Origin of the sequence: Thalassolituus oleivorans MIL-1 (genome assembly GCF_000355675.1) — a bacterium.
GTDB lineage: Bacteria > Pseudomonadota > Gammaproteobacteria > Pseudomonadales > Oceanobacteraceae > Thalassolituus > Thalassolituus oleivorans.
In genome coordinates, this window is the sequence record NC_020888.1 from 221,504 (window position 1) to 240,094 (window position 18,591).

The following is an 18,591-nucleotide window of genomic DNA, read 5'->3' on the forward strand; positions in this document are numbered from 1 at the left end:
TCAGAACAGATACCAAAATATTAAGGCCAGTAAGCTGGCCTTAAAAAGAATGGTGGGCATTATAGCGTGATCTACTCACACCTCGCCAACCTGTTTGCTATCGGTAGCTGAGGGATGAGCTAAAAAGGAACGTGGATTTCTGGCGCGTGTAGCGTAAGTGCCTGCTTCATTCGTTGTTGTATACGCAGGATGGTTTGTTCGTTATCACCCGCAAATCGCAGGGTTAAACGTGGTGTGGTATTGGATACCCGTATTAATCCCCAGCCGTCACTAAATTCAATGCGTAAGCCATCGGTGGTGAAGACGCGAGCATCCGCAATTAGATCGCTATCTTTAGCCAAGCTTTCCACTACAGCAAACTTACGCTGCTCGGTGGTATTGAGTGTAATTTCTGGCGTACTGACGTCTTGCGGTAAATGTGCGAACACATCTGAGCAAGGCTCAGTGCGAGAAGCCAATATCTCTAGTAGGCGTGCACCAGCATAAAGCCCGTCATCGAATCCATACCAGCGTTCGCCAATGTAAAAATGGCCACTGTATTCGCCGCCAACAACAGCGTCGAGGTCGCGTAGTTTTTTCTTCATCAGCGAATGGCCGGTCTTCCACATGGTTGGACGACCGCCATGGCGATTAATTAATGGCGCTAAGTGACGCGACGACTTCACATCGTAGAGTACGTCGCGACCGGGATTGCGCGGCAAAATATCTTCAATTAACAGCATGAGCAGGCGATCAGGCCAAATAATATTGCCTAAGTTATCGACTAAGGCGACGCGATCACCATCACCATCAAAAGCTAAACCAAGATGGGCACTGTGTTCAGCAATGGCAGCCTGCAAGGCCACGAGATTTTCTGGTTCACCGGGATCTGGATGATGGTTAGGAAAGTTACCGTCGACATTGCAATATAACTCAATAACTTCGATACCTAAGCGATTAAATAGCCTACTGGCTATAGGACCCGCAACACCATTGCCGCCGTCGATGACGATCTTTAAATCACGAGAAATATTAACGTCTTCTTCAATGCGGCAAATGTAGGCTTCATCCAGTGAGCGCTCTTCTACGATGCCCGTGCCGCTGCGGAAATCGCTCCGCGCGATGCGATGATATAAGCCCATGATTTGTTCTTGAGCTAGGGCTTGTTGGTCGATGACAATCTTTAGGCCGTTATAATTGGCTGGGTTATGACTGCCAGTGATCATGACACCGCAAGGTGAATCAAGTTCGAACGTGGCAAAATAGAGCGCCCCGGTTGGTAGTTCACCTAAACGGTTAACGTGACAGCCCGTTGAAATGATGCCGTCTTGTAAGTGGTGGGCAAAGCGTTCGCTGGATAGGCGGCCGTCCCAAGCTAGATTGATGCGATCAAAACCTCGAATCAGTACTTCCGAGCCAATTGCTTTGCCAAGCCAGAACAGCACATCATTCGTCAGTTCTGTATCAACAATGCCGCGAATATCGTAGGCGCGAAATATATGTTTGGGTATTTCTGGCGGCGTATTGTGATCAAATTCTTCGACTTCTAACTCAGGTATATCAGCGACGTTGGCTAAGTTCGGCGAACTAAAATTAATTGCTGCTTTGGGCGCGTCGGTCGAAATATGCATAGGCATGCGCTTTTCAGTAATATCTTTACGCTCTGTACTCGTCGCATTCGGATTGGGTGTGTGAACTAAGTGGCGCATGGCTTCGGCTAAATCGTGGAATAACTTAAGCGAAAACTTAGGCGGTGTATCCACACCTTTACGAGTTAAGCCGCGAACATAAACCAACAGGTTTAAGTGGTTGCGTTTTAGTTCACGTTTTTGCAGCCAAACAATAATGAACAAGCCTGCCAGCGTTGCAAAAAGCGACATAAACCAAGGTGTTGCTAGTGGGAGTAAGGCGAGCTCAGGCCTTTCATCGGCTGGGGTATAGGTCAAAAACCAGTAGTCGTTAATAGCGCGAGCAACAGGCGTGCTTTGATTGCGCGGGATATTTCCCGCTGAGAAAATTTCGATGCCCTTACGATCCACCTCAGGGTCAAGTAGTTGTCGTACTTCGATGTGACCTAATTGGTTACTGACGCCTGCTTGGAAATTGGCTAGCCAATTGGAGCCGTATTCTACTAACAGTACTCCTGCTATTTGTTGATCGACAAGAATGGGACTTGCCCAATAGAAGCGTAGCTTGTTGTCGCGGAGTACGGCTTCGACCTTCATCGATGCGCCTTTAAGCGTACGCGCTACTAAGTCTTTGACAGAAAATCCTAACTCTTCTTGTATGCCTCGGGATTGCTCTTCGTTGATCAGATAAACGTTTTGAGCGCCGGGCATGAAATTCTTTAGAGTTTGCGTCCAAGAAACATCGGCCTGCTGCAGAGCGGCGATGGTTTGTGTTTGGCGGCTGGCCGCGAGTTGTAACTTACGAGTATCGTCTAAGCGCGTGCTTAGTGCCTGTGCGACTTGTTCGGCCATCGCATTCGAGAAGGCTTTATCCACATCGGATTGGGTCATGAGATTGATCTGCAGGCTCTGAATCGCGAGCCCGCCAGAAATAAACAATAATGCGAGCCAGATACTGACGCGACTGTAAAACACCACCGTACGAGTGGGGGTGTTGTCTTTTTGACTCATGCATGACCCCGTTTGTCGGTTGATCCGACTTGTTCTTATTATAGTCGGGCGGGCGACCTATTGTCGGCCTGAGTGGCCAAACCCGCCTTCTCCGCGTTCTGTTTCGTCAAATTCAGTGACGAGCTCAAATTGTGCCTGAACGACCGGAACCAAGACAAGTTGCGCCAAGCGCTCGCCAATATCAAGCGTAAAGGCGTCTTTTCCGCGATTCCAGCAGCTGACCATTAGCTCGCCTTGGTAATCGGAGTCGATCAAACCGACCAAATTACCTAGGACTATACCGTGCTTATGACCTAGCCCCGAGCGTGGCAGTATCACTGCAGCTAAACTTGGATCTTGGATATAAATCGACAGACCGGTTTTAACCAGAACGGTATCGCCTGGATTCAATGTAATAGGAACATCTATGCATGCGCGTAAATCCAGACCAGCAGAGCCCGAGGTTGCGTATTCTGGCATGGGAATGCTATCGCCAAGGCGAGGGTCTAAGACTTTAACTTGCAGCTTATGCATGGGTATTTTCCGTTCTATTCAGTAAATATTCTTGGTAACGATCAGCCATTAAGGTGATCAGGTGTCGTGCTAGTTGTTGCTTACTCATTGCTTCGTAGCGCGCTTCGCCTGTTGGCCAGAACACACTAACCGCATTGTCGTCGCTATTAAAGCCTATGTCATTACGCGACACATCGTTGGCTATGATCATGGCGAGTTTTTTGCGATTGAGTTTGTCGCGGGCGTAATGTTCAACATCTTGGGTTTCAGCGGCAAATCCCACCGTAAAAGGGGCATTTTCTTGCGCTGCTACTGTGGCGACGATATCTGGATTTTTGATGAGGGTTAGGGTCAACTCATCGGTTGATTTCTTCACTTTCTGCTCAGCGACTTGTGCTGGGCGGTAATCGGCAACGGCGGCGGCTGCAATGAAAATTTGACAGTGTTCTTGTTCGCTTTGTGCCGCTTGCAGCATATCTAATGCGCTGGATACCGGAACTACGCGAACGCGCTCAGGGGGGAGAATATTCACAGGGCCGGAAATCACAGTCACTCGGGCGCCGGCATCGCGAGCGGCAGCAGCAAGGGCATAGCCCATTTTGCCTGAGCTATGGTTGCTTATATAGCGCACGGGGTCGATGGCTTCGCGAGTCGGTCCTGCGGTAATAACAACGCTAACACCGGCTAATATGCCGCTTTCGAATTGCTCGGCTATGGTTTGCGCAATTAATTCTGGCTCTAGCATGCGTCCAGGGCCGACATCGCCACAAGCTTGTTGACCTTCTGCGGGGCCGATGACTTGCAGATTAGCGCCATGCGCATCTTTAAGACGCTGGAGATTGCTTTGGGTGATCGGATCAAGCCACATGGCTTGATTCATAGCTGGCGCGAGGCAAAGTTTGGCTTCGCTGGCGAGCACCACGGTTGTTAGTAAGTCGTTGCCCATGCCTTGAGCTAAGCGAGCAATCACATTAGCCGAGGCCGGAGCGATGAGAATGAGATCAGCCCACTTAGCTAATTCGATATGTCCCATACCCGCTTCGGCTTCAGGGTCTAGTAACGCATGGTGAACGGGATTACCGGACAATGCCTGTAGGGTGAGTGGGGTAATAAATTCAAGAGCGCCACTGGTCATTACCACGCGCACATCGGCACCGGCGCGTTTTAAGAAACGCACCAGTTCGGCGCTTTTATAAGCGGCAATACCACCGCTAATGCCAAGTAGAATGCGACGATTACAGAGTTGTTGCATGAGGCTCTTTCGCGTGTCTAGAATGGTGGTCAGTATATATCACAGACCTGTATGGAGGTAGGTATGGCTATTTGCGATTGGCCAGCGCAGGAGCGCCCGCGAGAAAAACTATTGGAACAAGGGTCTAAAAGCCTTTCAGATGCTGAATTACTGGCGATTTTCTTACGTACTGGCGTTACCGGTAAGAGCGCAGTGGATTTGGCTCGAGAATTATTAAACGACTTCGGCGGTCTGAGACCTTTGCTGGTGGCGTCACAGGGTAAGTTTTGTGAGTCACACGGTTTAGGTCCAGCGAAGTATGCGCAGTTACAAGCGGTACTTGAAATGGCACGAAGACATTTAGCGGAAGAGCTAAGGCGCGGAGATGCGCTTACTAGTCCGGAACATACTCGGCAATATTTACAAGCGCAGTTGCGAGACCTTGATTATGAGGTGTTTGCCTGCCTGTTTCTTGATAATCAAAATCGCGTCGTTAAATATGATGAATTGTTTCGCGGCACGATTGATGGTGCGGCTGTTTATCCGCGCGAGGTATTGAAAAAAGCGCTCGCTCAAGGTGCTGCTGCAGTGATATTTGCGCATAATCATCCCTCTGGCATTGCTGAACCGAGTAGTGCTGATCGTGTCATTACCGATCGTTTACAGCAGGCGCTGTCTTTGGTTGATATTCGGGTGCTCGATCACCTCGTCATCGGTGATGGATACTGTGTTTCGTTCGCTGAAAGGGGGTGGATATGAGTGACATCTATCTGCACAAAAATTAATCTTCTGCTTGCGTGTGTTTGCGCCTTTTGGTATAAAGCGCAACTCTTTTCAGCCTGGGCGTCGAAAGTCATCGCAAAATGATGACGAATGCTTACGGTTGGTAACGAATTTTCCAAATTGTTCGATACAGTAAAAATCGGGGCGAAGATCAATGTCTAAGGTTTGCCAAGTTACAGGGAAAGGTCCTGTAACCGGGAATAACGTTTCCCACTCAAACATCAAAACTAAACGCCGCTTCCTGCCTAATCTGCAGAGCCACCGTTTTTGGGTGGAAAGCGAGAATCGTTTTGTGCGTCTGCGTATCTCTACCAAAGGTATGCGTATCATCGATAAGAAAGGTATCGATGTTGTTTTAGCTGAGCTGCGTTCACGCGGCGAAAAAGTCTAAGGAGACTCATCATGCCACGCGATAAAATCCGTTTAGTATCAAGTGCCGGTACCGGTCACTTCTACACAACTGATAAAAACAAGCGCACCATGCCTGAGAAAATGGAGATCAAGAAATTTGATCCTGTTGTTCGTCAGCACGTGATGTATAAAGAAGCCAAAATTAAGTAAGCTTCTTTTGCTTGAAGAAAACCCAGCCTCGGCTGGGTTTTTTTATGCCTGCAATCTCAATGTCTGGGTGTGGCATAATTTCGCATGTATCTACCTACTGATGTGACCTATGCCTGAATTACCAGAAGTTGAAACCACCCTGCGGGGTATTGAGCCTTATCTCCGTAATGTGCGGATTGAGCGCGTGATCGTGCGTCAGCCGCAGTTGCGCTGGCCGATAGACGACGATATTCAATTGTTGGTTGGCCAGACTGTGCGTGGTTTAACGCGTCGAGCCAAATACATCTTGGTTGAAACGGATGTTGGTACTGCAATCTGGCATTTGGGTATGTCGGGCTCGCTGCGCTTAGTAACACCTACTGATGAACCAGCAAAGCATGATCATGTCGACTGGGTGCTGAGTAATGGCAAAGTGTTGCGTTATCACGATCCTCGGCGCTTTGGTGCGCTGTTATGGGTTTTACCAGGTGAAGACAGTACGCATCTGAGTCACCTAGGCCCAGAGCCGCTAACAGATGCCTTTGATGGCGATTATCTATTTGCTCGCAGTCGTGGCAAAAGCCAAGCGATTAAAACCTTCATTATGGATGGCAAGGTGGTGGTTGGCGTGGGCAATATCTATGCAAATGAAAGTCTATTCCTTGCTGGAATACGACCAACTTTGGCGGCAGGGAAGGTGAGTAAAGCGCGCTACAACGAGTTGTCTGTGATTATCAAAGATGTGCTTGGTGCTGCGATTAAACAAGGTGGTACAACCTTGCGCGACTTTGTTGGTGGCGATGGTAAGCCGGGATATTTTGCTCAGCAGCTGCGCGTATATGGCCGTGGTGGCGAAGAATGTAAGGTGTGCAAAAGCCTATTAAAAGAGATTCGCCAAGGGCAGCGAGCCACCGTTTTTTGCCCGCAATGTCAGCGTTAATTGAGCGCTAATCTGGTTGAGAATGTTTTCTGTGCTATACAGCTAGTTAAACAAGAATAAATAATGAGATAACCGTGCGTCAGCCAGAACACCCAATCATTATTGATATTGAAGCCTCTGGCTTTGGTCAGACCAGTTACCCTATAGAAATTGGTCTTGTGTTGGAGAATCATGAGCGTTTTTGCACCCTGATTGCTCCGCAGTCGGATTGGACTCATTGGGCAGATTCAGCGGAAGCAGTGCATGGTATCTCGCGTGATAACCTTATCAATGCGGGTAAATCTGCACTCGACGTCGCCTTATATTTAAACTCGCTATTAGATGGGGTGACTGCTTACTCCGACGGTTGGGTGGTGGATAAGCCTTGGTTAACGGTTCTTTTTCATGCGGCGGGTATCGAAATGAAATTCCATTTGAGCCCGCTAGAAATGATCTTGTCGGAAGCCCAAATGACGATGTGGGCGGATGTTAAAACGCAGGTAATCAACGACAGCAAGTTACGCCGTCATCGTGCGAGTAATGATGCTTGGATTATTCAAGAAACCTATCGACGTACCTTATTGCAGCAAGCCTAACGTTCAGCTGTTTAAATCACCTCTTTAAGCCATTGCCAGCCGCGCCCTAGCCATTCGTAAATTGCTCGTTCGCTTTTGTAGGTTGCACGCGATTCTATACGCCAATCGCTGTGGTCGCTCGCCATGCGATAGGCGGGGGCCGGAATGGGCTCTAATCCTATGTTTTGAAAAAACACCATAGCGCGAGTTAGGTGCGAGGCTTCGCTTACCAAAGCAACGCGCAGACCTTTTAGGTAGGGAGCCATCATCTTGGCTTCATCCTCGGTATCTCGTGCTTCGGGAAAAGTCAGAATTTTTGCGGGTGTCATGCCGAGTTCAATCGCCGCTTCACGCATAATGTCGGCATGTGGGCGAGGATCACTGCCTGCGTAACCAGATACTAGCAATATGGCGTTTGGATTCGCGCGGGCGATGCGTAATCCTTCTTCTAAGCGAAATAACGCTGAGCCACTGAGTTGCATTACCGCAGGTAAATTAGGATTGCTGTTGTGGCTGCTGCCGAGTACCACAACAGCATCCACCGATTGACGAATATCAAATAGGGCGAAATCGCCTTCGACGGGAGCAATGAGTTGATCGGCAATTGGATGCCAGCTACTCAGTCCTAAAATCATCATAGCGAGTACTAGCGAAAATCGTGCACGACCCGGACGTTTGCGCAGTAGCCAAAACCCAATGGCGATAAAAATTAGCGCTAACGGGATCGGCATAAGCAGCATGCCAATAACCTTTTTTAGGTAAAACAGAATCACGGTCATGTCGTGTATTACTTCGCTACTGATACGACGCGGGCGCTGCCTATGCCTCTAGAGTCTGCGGCAGCCGTTACTTTATTGGTGGTACGATCCCACAAAATTGCCTGCATATTGCCATAGGCTCGACCCACATTCTTCAGTGTATGACCTCGAGCCTTCAATTCTTGCTGTAAGGCTTGGCTAAGTGCGCCGGGTTCATATTCGACCACATCGGGTAGGTATTGGTGATGAATGCGCTTGCGGCGTACCCAGTCTTCAACGGGTTTATTTTGCTGATGTTCGAGCAGGCCGAGTAACACCATGCTGATGATGCGACTGCCCCCTGGGGTGCCTAATATGGCCACTTGATCGTCTGATACCATCATGCTTGGCGACATGCTCGACAGTGGGCGTTTGCCCGGTGCGATGGCATTGGCAGCGTTCCCCACTAAGCCATAGGCATTCGCTGCGCCGGGTTTGGCCGAGAAGTCGTCCATTTCGTTGTTGAGTACGACACCCGTGCCTGCGGCTGTATAGGCTGAGCCAAACGGCAGGTTGATACTCAGCGTTGCTGATACGCGATTGCCGTCTTTATCCAGCACCGATAAATGCGTTGTGTGGAAACCTTCTTCAATATTTTTAGGACCTTTAAGGGATAGGCTCGGCGTTGCCTTCGTCATATCTATGCTGTCTGCATAAGCGTGCGCTCGTGCTGGATCGAGAAGCATAGCGGTCGGCACATCGACGAAATCAGGGTCGCCTAAAAATTCGGCACGATCGCGGTATGCGCGGCGCATCACTTCAATCAGTAAGTGTGTTTGATCGGCTTCACTCATTGACTGCCAATGGTATAAATCCAACATCTGTAGCATTTGCGCTATGGCGATGCCGCCGGAGGATGGCGGTGGAGCACTGATCAGTTCGGCATTACCAAAGGCCATGCGAATGGGTTCGCGCTCTACCACCTTGTAATTGGCTAGGTCCTCCATTGTCCAATCACCACCGTCACGTTGCACGGCAGTCACTAAGCGTTGGGCAACTGGACCTTGATAAAATCCATCATGGCCAGCACGGGCGAGGGCTTCAAGCGTCGTGGCTAGATCCCGTTGTACTAACTTATAGCCAACGTCTGGAATTTGTCCGCTGTTAAGAAAAATACTGGCTGAGCTAGGGTAACGACGCACGGCCTCTAAGCGATAGCTCAATAATTTGCGGTAGTGGTCATCAATAGCAAAGCCCTGACGCGCTTGTTTAATCGCAGGGGCGAGAGATTTCGCCAAAGGTAATTTACCGTATTGCCCAGCGAGGTGGGCAAAGGCGGCGGCTTGTCCTGGGATTCCAGCGGCGCTAGGGCCATTGGTCGCTCGATCGCGATTGACGGTGCCGTCTTTATTTAAGTAATAGTCTTTGTCTGCCGCAGAGGGTGCCATTTCACGAGCATCGACAAAGTGATATTGATCATCCTTGGCGCTGTAGAGTAGCCAAAAGCCACCTCCGCCCATCCCGGCACTGTAAGGTTCTACTACGCCTAAGCTGGCTGCTACGGCAATTGCAGCATCGAAAGCATTGCCACCTTGAGCAAGTACATCTAATCCAGCCTGAGTGGCCAAAGGATGAGCGCTAGCCACTGCGACAGCAGAGGGTTTGCTACTGACCGTACCATCGCCACCAATGGCGCAGGCGGTAAGACAGAACGCGATGAATAAACTGACCAATGCGCCAGACAACGAACGAATTTTAAAGGTTAGGCGCATAAAAAAGGCCTCCAGCAAAGGGAGGCCCTAGTGTGTTGTAGTGAGGCGGGTCATGCAACCCACAAACAAGACAACCGACTGTTCCGATAATATAGCGTATTAAGCGATTTTCTTACCGGTAAGGCGTTCGTATTTTGCCTCTAACTCTTCTTGAGTTTCTGCGTTGTTCTCGTCATGCGGGATGCAGTCTACAGGGCAGACAAGCTGGCATTGCGGCTCGTCGTAGTGACCAATACATTCCGTACATTTGCTTGGGTCGATTTCATAAATTTCTTCGCCCGCTGAAATGGCTTCGTTTGGACATTCTGGTTCGCATACATCACAGTTGATGCATTCATCAGTAATAATCAAGGCCATGACTTACCTCCGTCAGGACTGGTTTTAATCAGGAATTCTTCATCGCTTTTTTCAAAGCGGCAACTACTTTGGGGTGAACGAAGGTTGATATATCGCCACCTAGAGAGCCGACTTCACGTACGAGCGTAGAAGAAATATAGGAATAATGCTCCGAAGGTGTGAGGAACATGCTCTCCACATTCGGTGCTAATACACGATTCATATTGGCTAACTGGAATTCGTATTCGAAATCCGATACCGCACGCAAACCACGCAGAATGATGTTTGCTTTTTTCTCTTTAACGAAGTCGGCCAGAAGGTTGTTAAAACCAACGACTTCAACGTTGTGCAGATGGCTAAGAACATCTTTGGCAAGGTCGACGCGGGTTTCTAGGTCAAACATCGGTCTTTTCTTCGGGTTGTCTGCAACCGCCAGAATGATGTGATCGAACAAACGTGCCGCACGCTCAACCAAATCGGTGTGACCATTGGTGATCGGGTCGAAAGTGCCTGGGTAGACGACAATATTCATAGGCTGGCCTTAACGGTTGCTAGTGCGGCGAATAGTAATAGAAGCCGCGCTTGCAAACAACAAACACAGATCAATAGCAATAGAGCTTCTCATGGGGCATATCGCTTCATCTAGGTGTGAGTGGTTCTATTCCTTTATTCATAGCTCAATAAAAACCCCGCATAAGCGGGGTTTTTATTGTCGTGAATACACGCAATCGCGTGAATTAAGCAGAGGCTTTCATTTTTGCTGCCAGTTGATTTGCTAACTTACAGGCAAATCCATAAACCGATAGCTGAGGGTTAGCACCAATGCTGGTTGGGAAAATTGACCCGTCGATGACAAATAAGTTATCGAGATAATGGTATTTACCATTGCTATCGACCACACATTTTTCTAGATCTTCACCCATCGACAAACCGCCCATGACGTGAGCACTACCGGCAGTGAAAGCATTAGAGCGGAATTCTAAGTTTTTAATACCATCTTTGGCTTCATGGATGTTTTCGTACCAAGGCGCATCAACGTGTGCGGGACGTACTTTTTTTGCACCCGCAGCAAATTGTACTTCGGCCATGGTGGTTAATGAGCGTTGAAAAGCATCCCAAATGTAGTCGTTAATGGGGTAATCAACGATCGGTGAACCATCATCGGCTAACTCAATTGAGGCGCCAGGGCTCTCAGGATCAAATCCGTCACGTACTAACGACAGTAAAGCGTTAATATTAGGCAGTTTGGTGATGGCATCATAATGTGCTGCGCCATGACCCAAGAGTAATACTGAAGTTAGACCAGGGTGCAGTGGTGCCGCTTCCATTTTGAAACCGGCAGGCCCAGTAACATTCTTCCACTGGTAGTGATCGGAATAAATGGACTGTGGTGCGCCGTAATATGGATCAATTAAGTGATCGAATTCTGCGAAGCTGAAAGACACTGGATGCAAGAAAGTACGTTTACCAACGCGCTTTTTCGGATCAGGAGCTTTAGATCGCAATAGTAAAGCCGGGCCATTGATCCCGCCGCACGACATAACGACATGTGGTGCTTTAACAATAATGGTTTTTCCGGTCGGTTTATAATCCGAATTTAATGCCGTAACTTCTACCCCGAGTACCTTTTTACCTTCGATAATTAGGCGTTCAGCACGTGCGCTATACACCAGCGCAGAATCTTTATTTAGTGCGCCAGGAATGGTGGTAACTAACATTGATTGCTTAGCATTGGTCGGACAGCCAGTGCCGCAATAACCTAAGTTCCAGCAGCCTGCGACGTTGCGGGGAATGACTTTCCAGTCAAGACCCAGCTTCTCGGCACCACGGCTTAATACGGCGTTGTTTTCATTCGGTGGTACCGCCCAGTCAGAGATATTTAAGCGTTTTTCCATACGCTCAAACCAAGGTGTCATCTCTTCTTTGCTGCTACCTTTTAACTTAAATTCTTCTGCCCAGTAACCTAAGGTTTCTTCCGGGGTGTGGAAGCTTGAAGTCCAGTTAATGACAGTGGTACCGCCAACACAGCGACCCTGAAGAATGGACATAGAGCCATCTTTGCTCATCCGGCCTGCACTTTCTTGATAAAGGTCGTGATAGGCCTCTCGCTCGTCCATTTTAAAGTCGTTTGTGCTTTTTAATGGACCTTCTTCAAGCATTAAAACTTTGAATCCAGCTTCCGCTAGAATTTCAGCTGTTGTGCCGCCACCCGCACCAGTGCCAATAATAACGACATCAGCCTCTAAAATTTGACCGTCATTTAAATCAGCTGCGTCTTCTACATTCCAGCCGCCAGCAATTCCTTCAAGAATTGGATCGGGAATACCGGCAACCATTGGGATCGGTGGTGTACGGTTTGTTTTAGGTTGCATACATGCGTCTCTTTATTTTCGAGTGATGATTGATAATCTTCGCTCGTAGTTATTTTTTGTCGTCGGTACGGATCTATTATTAGGCCGATACAGGGGTTGGAATTTTCACAGGCGGACCTGGATAACCCGTCGTCGGGAAGTTTTCAGGCTGTGTGTACCAAGAAATAGAGATCAATTTACACAAGCCTGCATAGCCCATACGTTTAATTTGTAGACTGCTGTGTTTCCAGCTATTCAAAAAATCATCAGCATCTTTAACGCTGGCTTCACTCCATGATCCCCACGGGGCGCCAGTAGCTAAACGCAGTGGTGCGGAGTTCATTAAATCGAACATCATTAACAATTCACCACGGGCATGACCTTGTAATGTATTGAGAATGGAATCCAATTGTTTTAACAAGCGCTCGCGTGCATCAAGGCCTAGTGGGCCTGGATATGCCTTGACCAAAACGGCGGGTGCTAATGCTCCTAAAAAGAGCAGATCACCTTCGCGCAGCACTTTGTAGCCTTGTGCCGTCGCTGGTTTTTTACTGCAACCGGTTAAGGTCGCTAGACCTGAGCCGATTGCGAGAGCGGCTGTACCTGTAGCGCCTAGCTGCAGAAATCCGCGTCGTGATGTTTCTATCATGCTGACTCTCGCCTTTTAACGGATGAATATTTTATATATGAGTTTTTGTATCGCTGTACCGTAGGGTGGGTAGATAAACTTGCCGCTATTGAAGCGCCCTTTACGGTGAACCGGTTTGGCTTTTGATAACGCGACAAAGCCTTCTTTGCCATGATAATGCCCCATACCCGATGGGCCAATACCGCCAAAAGGCATATCATCTTGAGCGATGTGCATCAAAGTGTCATTGACCGATACGCCGCCAGCGTGGGTGCGATTCAGCACTCTATGTTCTTGTTCTTTGTCATAACTAAACAGGTAAAGAGCTAGCGGACGGTCACGATCATTTACGTAGTCGATAGCATCTTCTAAAGTCTTGTATGGGATCAACGGCAATATTGGGCCAAAAATCTCATCTTGTAGAACGGTCATATCGTCGGTTGCACCTTGCACAAGATGCAACGGCATTTTACGTGTGCCGCTGAAATTTTCTTTGGCGGGATTAACCACCGTAATGCGTGCACCTTTCTCTTCCGCATCTTTTACCCAGGCTTGTAAACGCTGGTGTTGGCGGTCGTTAATGATGGCAGTGTAGTCGTTGTTATCACGCACCTTCGGATACATTTTTGCGAATGACGTTTGATATGCCTTAACGAAGGCCTCTTCTTGATCTTCGGGAATCAAAACGTAATCTGGTGCGATACAGGTTTGCCCAGCATTTAAGGACTTACCAAAACAAATACGGTCAACTGCGTGCTGCAAGTTGGTGTTGGGCGCAACAATCGCAGGTGATTTACCACCTAGCTCTAACGTTACAGGAACCAAGTTCTTCGCTGCCGCCGCCATGACATGCTTGCCGACAGCGGTTGATCCGGTAAATATCAGGTGATCCCACGGTTTCTCTGAAAATGCAGTCGATACGTCGACTTCACCTTCGATGATGGCAGCGTGAGACTCGTCAAAAATTTCATCAAGCAATAGCTTTAGAGCTTTGTTGGTTGCAGGCGTAAATTCCGACATCTTGATCATAGTGCGATTGCCAGCCGCTAAATTGGTGGCCAAGGGCACAAGCGCTAATTGTATCGGGTAGTTCCACGGCACCATAACACCGACAACCCCTAACGGCTGATAGACGACTTGGTTATATGACGGGGCAAATAACATGCTGACATGGCGGCGCGACGGCCTCATCCATTTACGCACGTTGTTAATCATGTAGTTGATGCTCTCAACTGTGATCATGATTTCAGCGACTAAGGTTTCATCTTTTGAGCGGCAGCTAAAATCTTGGTTAACAGCACTGATGAGCTTGTCTTGGTTGTCGATAAGACCTTGCTTCAAACGACGAAGTTGTTCTACCCGTTCTTCAGGGGAGGGCATGGGATGGCTACGAAATGCCTGTTTCTGTTGAATAAACAGAGTCCGCAAACGTTCAATTTCACGATCCGGCGTATGTAAATCGGTAACCGTGGCAACCATAGCTAGGCTCCTCAGTAAGCTGTGAGTGTTGAGACTGCGGACCTAAGTGTCAGTGCTTATAGGCTAAATATCAGTCAGAGATTGCATTATTAGAGTTATTACTCTAAAACGTCAACCCATAGAGTATTAATTAGCCAAGAAAGCCATGCGATATGGCAATATCGGCGTAATCAGACAGGGGCGGAGTAATTCATGAGTACGAAAGCGCGCATTCTTGATGCGAGTTTGGTTTTGTTTAATGAATCAGGTGAACGCAACGTGACGACCAATCACATTGCCGCGAACCTAGGTATCTCGCCGGGCAATCTTTATTATCATTTTAAAAACAAGCAGGCGATTATTTATCATCTGTTTCTACGCTACGAAGAGCGCGTGCTGACGATCTTGCAGGTGCCTTCGGAGCGCCCATTGCAGGTAAACGATAAGCTACATTACTTGCGCGAAGTATTTTCTGGTCTGTGGGATTACCGATTCTTGCATCGCGATATGGAGCATTTATTGAGTGCCGATCCTGAGCTACACAGCCGCTATCGCCAGTTTTTCCGTCTTTGCCTAGACCGTGTTGCTGATATTTTTCGCGGTTTAGATCAAGTAGGTATCATTGCTGCAAACGAAGAAGAAGTGAGAGGCTTGGCGCTAAATACTTGGATTATTGTTACCTCGTGGTTTTCGTTTCTGCGTTGTAATCTTATCGGCGGCGATAGTCAGTCCATTTCACAAGAGATGCTTCAAGGGGGTATCTATCAGGTGTTCAGTTTGGAGCGTCCATTCATCACGGATGCCTATTTAGCCCCGATGGATGAGTTACAAAAGCAGTTTGTTCCTAAACCCGACTGGCTAGAAGCAGAGTAGTTAATGGCTGGCTTGGGTAGCGGCGATGCTCAGCATGTTGCGAAGCGAATAGTCCTGCTGGCGGTTATTGCCGTACTCTCGGCTTGCAGTGCTTCGCCTGAAAGTGTCCTTGACGATTACGCTCAGCGAGTTGCGCGTGTTCTTAATGTTGAGCTTGATGCTGAGCAGTCGTTAGATCCCTTACCGAAATTACGTATTCAAGATAATCATATCGAGGTTCACGCTACGCAGATTAACCTCCTAGACTTTTTACGGCTATCGTCGTGTGAGTTAAGCCGTGTGATTGGCCAGCGCAATAGTTCGCTTGGTAAGCTCGCCTTGCCCAGTCAGCGTCTGCATATGGAGCGTGATTTTTTATTACTAGGCCCTGTCTGTGTGCAGCAATTAGCGCAAACACAGCCGGAGCTAGCCGAGACTTTAGCGTCGGCATTAGTCGCTAAACGTGCGGAACGTATGGATAGCTGGTGGAATGCTTGGTTTACCGGCCATGAATGGCAAAGCCTGATTAGTCCTGCCACACAACCTGTGCCTATTGCTCCAGCGTCGGCTGATAACCTCGATATTGCCTTACAGGTGTTCGATTATTTACTTCAGCAAGGTAACCGCTGGCAGGGTCAGCAATTTGACTACGATGACACGGAAATGGAGCTGCAACAGCAGCAGTGGTTGCTGAGCGAGGCGATTGGTCAGTGGCTGCAAAGTCAGCGCTTATTAACGCGCGTGAATAATCAGGTTGCGGAACTGCTGGAGTATCGTACTAACGTAAAATCATTGTGCTTAGTAGGGCGCAGCACACCAGCTGCCGATATTCTCAATAATGTGTTCTATAAATATTACGCTGGAGTATTGCAGCCTTACATGAGTCGAGTGGATCGTTTTGGCACGGCAATCATGTTGGATCTCAATGCCGTTCGAACACTAGTACCGGTTCCTGATGCCTACCTTACTTGGTTGCAGCAAGTCAGTGTGGAGCGAGATAAGTTGACGCGTTCTCATCAGCGCCATGTAAAAGCTTGGCAGGGAATTCTTAGTCAGTGCGGACTAATGCCTAACGGCGCAAATGGCGCCTCTCATCTATCGGATAACTAGCGGTTACGTCGGCATTGTCATTAGCTCATTGCTGCGTTCTAAGGATGGTAGTGGGAGGCTTCGTAGGGCTATGCTAGCCTATTGTTTTTATTGGCTGGACACTCGTGATGCTAAATTTTCTACGTTGTAGTTGTGCGCTTTTTGTTTTGTTGAGTACTGGCAGCGTTCACAGTTTTGAATCTCGCGGTCATGCCATCATTTGCCAAATTGCATATGAGCAGCTCACGCCAAAAACTCAAGCTAAGGTTGATGCCTTGGTGTCTTTGTCTCCGAACCAAGCTTTTTCTACAGGCTGTAGCTGGCCCGATAAAGTGCGAGATCAAACCGCTTTTAAGCACACTAAACCTTGGCATTATATTAATGTTGATCGTAGCGCTACATCGGTCAATGCAGATGATTGCCCTCGTGAAGGCTGCGTTGTGTCTGCAATTGCTGAAATGGAGAAGCGTTTAGCCAAAGCCCCCGCAACAGATTGGCAGGCATTATTTTTTCTCGGCCACTTTATTGGCGATATTCATCAACCTCTGCACGTTAGTTACGGGGATGATTGGGGCGGGAATAAAGTTAAAGTACATCTGGATAATGAAAAGACCAATTTGCACGCCGTTTGGGACGGCCGCATGTTTAACAGTAAAGAGGCTTACATTCGTCAACAAAAGCGGTTAATGAATAAATTAACGGCGGAGGATGTTGCGCTCGCTAATAATTTAGATGCCTTAGTGTGGGCGAATGAATCGTATGCAGTTACCCACGCTATTTATCAACATTTAGATGCGCCAATTACCTTAAATCGCGACGAGTTAACTGATGAGCGCGATTTACTTGAGCTTCGTATTGGCTTGGCAGCATTGCGTTTAGCCCATGTACTGGAAACTTTATTCGGTTCCTCTACGTCAAATCCCTAATCAATGTAAACCATTGACACTGCTACTTTGATTCGTTGTAGTGCAATAGGTTATGTAAGTGAGACCGGCTATTGCAGCAGATAGGTCGTAAATCTTCTTCATTTTTTAAGGGATTGGATATGAAATCACTGGTTACTTTTGGCGCATTGCTTGCACTTTCCGCACCGACATTGGCGGCTACTGATACGCGTATGGTGTGCCAGCATGAAGGTAGTGTGCGCCTTATTGAGGTGATATACAGCGGTGACTACGATGTGCCGTGTGACGTGCGTTATACTAAGGACGACGGTGTACAAGTGCTATGGTCTGCGGCTTTTGAGGTTGGTTATTGTGAGGCTCAAGCGGCGGCATTTGTAGAAAAGCAACGCGCATGGGGATGGTCATGTGATGCTGAAGCGATAGATGACGCGCAAACTTCGGCGGTTGACGAAGCGCAAGTTAGCAACACGGATAATGGTTTAATGGCGGATCTGCCTGAGTCGAATTGAATAAAAAACGAGTGCGACCTTTAATGGGTGCGCACTCGTATGTATCGGTTATCTCAACCGCGCCGAGGTTTTAGCTAAGGCAAATTACGAATGTTTGTATTAGCTGTCGTTATTACTGTTCGGCTCAGATAAATCTATTGGTATGGCACCAATGGCTCGCAAGCTAATAGCACACAACAATCCCGTTAATTCAATTTGCTGATCGACCGGCATGGCTTTGCGAGCATCGAGGCTGGCCGTTATATCTGGATTATCTCCTTGAACCGGAAATGACGGCCCAATTAAGGCTTCAGCTAGCAAGCCAACCAGTGCTGCCGCACTAACGCTTGGATTTTGGTGAGTGAATTCACCGGTGCGAATACCATCCTGAATTATGTCTTCAAAAATCTCAGCGTAAGCCAACCGATATTTTAGCCGTTCGACTTCAACCGCTGGATCAACAGGCTCAGCAATCAGCGAATACGCCATGCGTGGTGCGCGTAAGGCCCGACGGGTATATGTGTATACCGCACGTTCTAAGCGATCCGTGACAGTATCATTGTCGCCGTCGGCTTCACTTGCCTGAAACACCATATCGACTTCATGCTGAGTGGCGTAACGAAAGACTTCTACGGCAAGTGAAAGGTTGTCGGTGAAGTAGCGTTGGGCTAGATCAAACTCTACCAAAGCACGTTCGGCAGCGGCCTCTAGTTTAGCGGCGGTAAATCCGCCTTCCGCGACGAGTTCGCGTGCACTTTTAATTAGGCGTTGGTAAGTGTTCGCTTTGCGATCGGTATCCATATCGAGAGTGACAGTC

The 18,591-nt window shown here is 48.2% G+C and carries 20 protein-coding genes; 9 read left to right on the forward strand and 11 right to left on the reverse strand.

The window, feature by feature from the left end; all coding sequences use genetic code 11:
* Window positions 1-119: 119 nt before the first annotated feature.
* The 3 genes from TOL_RS19200 to coaBC are packed head-to-tail and all read right to left on the reverse strand — an operon-like array spanning window position 120 to window position 4,362.
* Window positions 120-2,618: a phosphomannomutase/phosphoglucomutase gene (locus TOL_RS19200; protein ID WP_015485397.1), complete on the reverse strand. Its 2,499-nt coding sequence runs from the start codon at window positions 2,616-2,618 to the stop codon at window positions 120-122.
* A 57-nt stretch (window positions 2,619-2,675) separates the two neighbouring features.
* Complete coding sequence (gene dut / locus TOL_RS01015) at window positions 2,676-3,131, reverse strand: dUTP diphosphatase (protein WP_015485398.1); 456 nt, start codon at window positions 3,129-3,131, stop codon at window positions 2,676-2,678.
* A complete protein-coding gene (gene coaBC / locus TOL_RS01020) occupies window positions 3,124-4,362 on the reverse strand; it encodes a bifunctional phosphopantothenoylcysteine decarboxylase/phosphopantothenate--cysteine ligase CoaBC (RefSeq protein WP_015485399.1) in 1,239 nt (412 codons plus the stop codon). Before coaBC ends, dut begins: the two co-directional genes overlap by 8 nt.
* 63 nt (window positions 4,363-4,425) lie before the next feature.
* On the opposite strand from coaBC, the gene radC reads away from it, so the two are divergent.
* From radC to TOL_RS01045, 5 genes are all read left to right on the forward strand, one after another.
* A complete protein-coding gene (gene radC / locus TOL_RS01025) occupies window positions 4,426-5,100 on the forward strand; it encodes a RadC family protein (RefSeq protein ID WP_025264514.1) in 675 nt (224 codons plus the stop codon).
* A 178-nt stretch (window positions 5,101-5,278) separates the two neighbouring features.
* Window positions 5,279-5,515 carry a 50S ribosomal protein L28 gene (gene rpmB / locus TOL_RS01030; protein WP_015485402.1) on the forward strand — a complete coding sequence of 79 codons (237 nt, stop codon included), beginning with the start codon at window positions 5,279-5,281 and terminating at the stop codon, window positions 5,513-5,515.
* An 11-nt stretch (window positions 5,516-5,526) separates the two neighbouring features.
* Window positions 5,527-5,685: a 50S ribosomal protein L33 gene (gene rpmG, locus TOL_RS01035; protein WP_015485403.1), complete on the forward strand. Its 159-nt coding sequence runs from the start codon at window positions 5,527-5,529 to the stop codon at window positions 5,683-5,685.
* Between the two features lie 109 nt (window positions 5,686-5,794).
* Window positions 5,795-6,604, forward strand: coding sequence for a bifunctional DNA-formamidopyrimidine glycosylase/DNA-(apurinic or apyrimidinic site) lyase (gene mutM, locus TOL_RS01040; protein ID WP_015485404.1), 810 nt, complete (start codon window positions 5,795-5,797; stop codon window positions 6,602-6,604).
* A gap of 74 nt (window positions 6,605-6,678) precedes the next feature.
* Complete coding sequence (locus TOL_RS01045; RefSeq protein WP_015485405.1) at window positions 6,679-7,179, forward strand: hypothetical protein; 501 nt, start codon at window positions 6,679-6,681, stop codon at window positions 7,177-7,179.
* A gap of 11 nt (window positions 7,180-7,190) precedes the next feature.
* Here the strand turns inward: TOL_RS01045 and TOL_RS01050 are convergent, their stop codons facing one another.
* The 7 genes from TOL_RS01050 to TOL_RS01080 all read right to left on the reverse strand — a co-directional run bounded on the left by TOL_RS01050 (window position 7,191) and on the right by TOL_RS01080 (window position 14,461).
* Window positions 7,191-7,937, reverse strand: coding sequence for an ElyC/SanA/YdcF family protein (locus tag TOL_RS01050; RefSeq protein ID WP_015485406.1), 747 nt, complete (start codon window positions 7,935-7,937; stop codon window positions 7,191-7,193).
* Between the two features lie 8 nt (window positions 7,938-7,945).
* A complete protein-coding gene (gene ggt, locus TOL_RS01055) occupies window positions 7,946-9,667 on the reverse strand; it encodes a gamma-glutamyltransferase (protein ID WP_015485407.1) in 1,722 nt (573 codons plus the stop codon).
* Between the two features lie 99 nt (window positions 9,668-9,766).
* On the reverse strand, window positions 9,767-10,024 hold the full coding sequence (locus tag TOL_RS01060) for a YfhL family 4Fe-4S dicluster ferredoxin (protein WP_015485408.1): 258 nt from the start codon (window positions 10,022-10,024) through the stop codon (window positions 9,767-9,769).
* 28 nt (window positions 10,025-10,052) lie between these two features.
* Window positions 10,053-10,535, reverse strand: a complete 483-nt coding sequence (gene coaD / locus TOL_RS01065; RefSeq protein ID WP_015485409.1) for a pantetheine-phosphate adenylyltransferase — start codon at window positions 10,533-10,535, stop codon at window positions 10,053-10,055.
* A 205-nt stretch (window positions 10,536-10,740) separates the two neighbouring features.
* The gene (locus tag TOL_RS01070; protein ID WP_015485410.1) at window positions 10,741-12,375 is read right to left on the reverse strand and encodes a GMC family oxidoreductase; all 1,635 of its coding nucleotides are present in this window, start codon (window positions 12,373-12,375) and stop codon (window positions 10,741-10,743) included.
* 79 nt (window positions 12,376-12,454) lie between these two features.
* On the reverse strand, window positions 12,455-13,003 hold the full coding sequence (locus TOL_RS01075) for a twin-arginine translocation signal domain-containing protein (RefSeq protein WP_015485411.1): 549 nt from the start codon (window positions 13,001-13,003) through the stop codon (window positions 12,455-12,457).
* Window positions 13,004-13,018: 15 nt separating this feature from the next.
* Window positions 13,019-14,461 carry a coniferyl aldehyde dehydrogenase gene (locus TOL_RS01080; RefSeq protein ID WP_015485412.1) on the reverse strand — a complete coding sequence of 481 codons (1,443 nt, stop codon included), beginning with the start codon at window positions 14,459-14,461 and terminating at the stop codon, window positions 13,019-13,021.
* Window positions 14,462-14,653: 192 nt separating this feature from the next.
* On the opposite strand from TOL_RS01080, the gene TOL_RS01085 reads away from it, so the two are divergent.
* From TOL_RS01085 to TOL_RS01100, 4 genes are all read left to right on the forward strand, one after another.
* A complete protein-coding gene (locus tag TOL_RS01085) occupies window positions 14,654-15,313 on the forward strand; it encodes a TetR/AcrR family transcriptional regulator (RefSeq protein ID WP_015485413.1) in 660 nt (219 codons plus the stop codon).
* Window positions 15,314-15,316: 3 nt separating this feature from the next.
* Entirely contained in the window at window positions 15,317-16,402 is a 1,086-nt protein-coding gene (locus TOL_RS01090) for a DUF3080 domain-containing protein (RefSeq protein WP_015485414.1), read from the forward strand.
* Between the two features lie 107 nt (window positions 16,403-16,509).
* A complete protein-coding gene (locus TOL_RS01095; RefSeq protein ID WP_015485415.1) occupies window positions 16,510-17,307 on the forward strand; it encodes a S1/P1 nuclease in 798 nt (265 codons plus the stop codon).
* A gap of 119 nt (window positions 17,308-17,426) precedes the next feature.
* Window positions 17,427-17,795 carry a hypothetical protein gene (locus TOL_RS01100; protein ID WP_015485416.1) on the forward strand — a complete coding sequence of 123 codons (369 nt, stop codon included), beginning with the start codon at window positions 17,427-17,429 and terminating at the stop codon, window positions 17,793-17,795.
* 99 nt (window positions 17,796-17,894) lie between these two features.
* Here TOL_RS01100 and TOL_RS01105 read toward each other — a convergent pair whose 3' ends face one another.
* Window positions 17,895-18,575 (reverse strand): TetR-type transcription factor C-terminal domain-containing protein, encoded by a 681-nt coding sequence (locus tag TOL_RS01105; RefSeq protein ID WP_015485417.1) that lies wholly within the window; start codon window positions 18,573-18,575, stop codon window positions 17,895-17,897.
* Window positions 18,576-18,591 lie beyond the last annotated feature (16 nt).

Excerpts from the sequence above, each read along its gene's own strand:
- TOL_RS01075 (WP_015485411.1), bottom strand. The coding sequence starts at position 13,003 with ATGATAGAAACATCACGACGCGGATTTCTGCAGCTAGGCGCTACAGGT.
- TOL_RS01070 (WP_015485410.1), bottom strand. The coding sequence starts at position 12,375 with ATGCAACCTAAAACAAACCGTACACCACCGATCCCAATGGTTGCCGGT.
- dut (WP_015485398.1), bottom strand. The coding sequence starts at position 3,131 with ATGCATAAGCTGCAAGTTAAAGTCTTAGACCCTCGCCTTGGCGATAGC.
- rpmB (WP_015485402.1), top strand. The coding sequence starts at position 5,279 with ATGTCTAAGGTTTGCCAAGTTACAGGGAAAGGTCCTGTAACCGGGAAT.
- TOL_RS01090 (WP_015485414.1), top strand. The coding sequence starts at position 15,317 with ATGGCTGGCTTGGGTAGCGGCGATGCTCAGCATGTTGCGAAGCGAATA.
- TOL_RS01100 (WP_015485416.1), top strand. The coding sequence starts at position 17,427 with ATGAAATCACTGGTTACTTTTGGCGCATTGCTTGCACTTTCCGCACCG.
- rpmG (WP_015485403.1), top strand. The coding sequence starts at position 5,527 with ATGCCACGCGATAAAATCCGTTTAGTATCAAGTGCCGGTACCGGTCAC.
- TOL_RS01095 (WP_015485415.1), top strand. The coding sequence starts at position 16,510 with ATGCTAAATTTTCTACGTTGTAGTTGTGCGCTTTTTGTTTTGTTGAGT.
- TOL_RS01060 (WP_015485408.1), bottom strand. The coding sequence starts at position 10,024 with ATGGCCTTGATTATTACTGATGAATGCATCAACTGTGATGTATGCGAA.
- TOL_RS19200 (WP_015485397.1), bottom strand. The coding sequence starts at position 2,618 with ATGAGTCAAAAAGACAACACCCCCACTCGTACGGTGGTGTTTTACAGT.
- coaBC (WP_015485399.1), bottom strand. The coding sequence starts at position 4,362 with ATGCAACAACTCTGTAATCGTCGCATTCTACTTGGCATTAGCGGTGGT.
- radC (WP_025264514.1), top strand. The coding sequence starts at position 4,426 with ATGGCTATTTGCGATTGGCCAGCGCAGGAGCGCCCGCGAGAAAAACTA.
- ggt (WP_015485407.1), bottom strand. The coding sequence starts at position 9,667 with ATGCGCCTAACCTTTAAAATTCGTTCGTTGTCTGGCGCATTGGTCAGT.
- mutM (WP_015485404.1), top strand. The coding sequence starts at position 5,795 with ATGCCTGAATTACCAGAAGTTGAAACCACCCTGCGGGGTATTGAGCCT.
- TOL_RS01105 (WP_015485417.1), bottom strand. The coding sequence starts at position 18,575 with ATGGATACCGATCGCAAAGCGAACACTTACCAACGCCTAATTAAAAGT.
- TOL_RS01080 (WP_015485412.1), bottom strand. The coding sequence starts at position 14,461 with ATGGTTGCCACGGTTACCGATTTACATACGCCGGATCGTGAAATTGAA.
- TOL_RS01050 (WP_015485406.1), bottom strand. The coding sequence starts at position 7,937 with ATGACCGTGATTCTGTTTTACCTAAAAAAGGTTATTGGCATGCTGCTT.
- coaD (WP_015485409.1), bottom strand. The coding sequence starts at position 10,535 with ATGAATATTGTCGTCTACCCAGGCACTTTCGACCCGATCACCAATGGT.
- TOL_RS01085 (WP_015485413.1), top strand. The coding sequence starts at position 14,654 with ATGAGTACGAAAGCGCGCATTCTTGATGCGAGTTTGGTTTTGTTTAAT.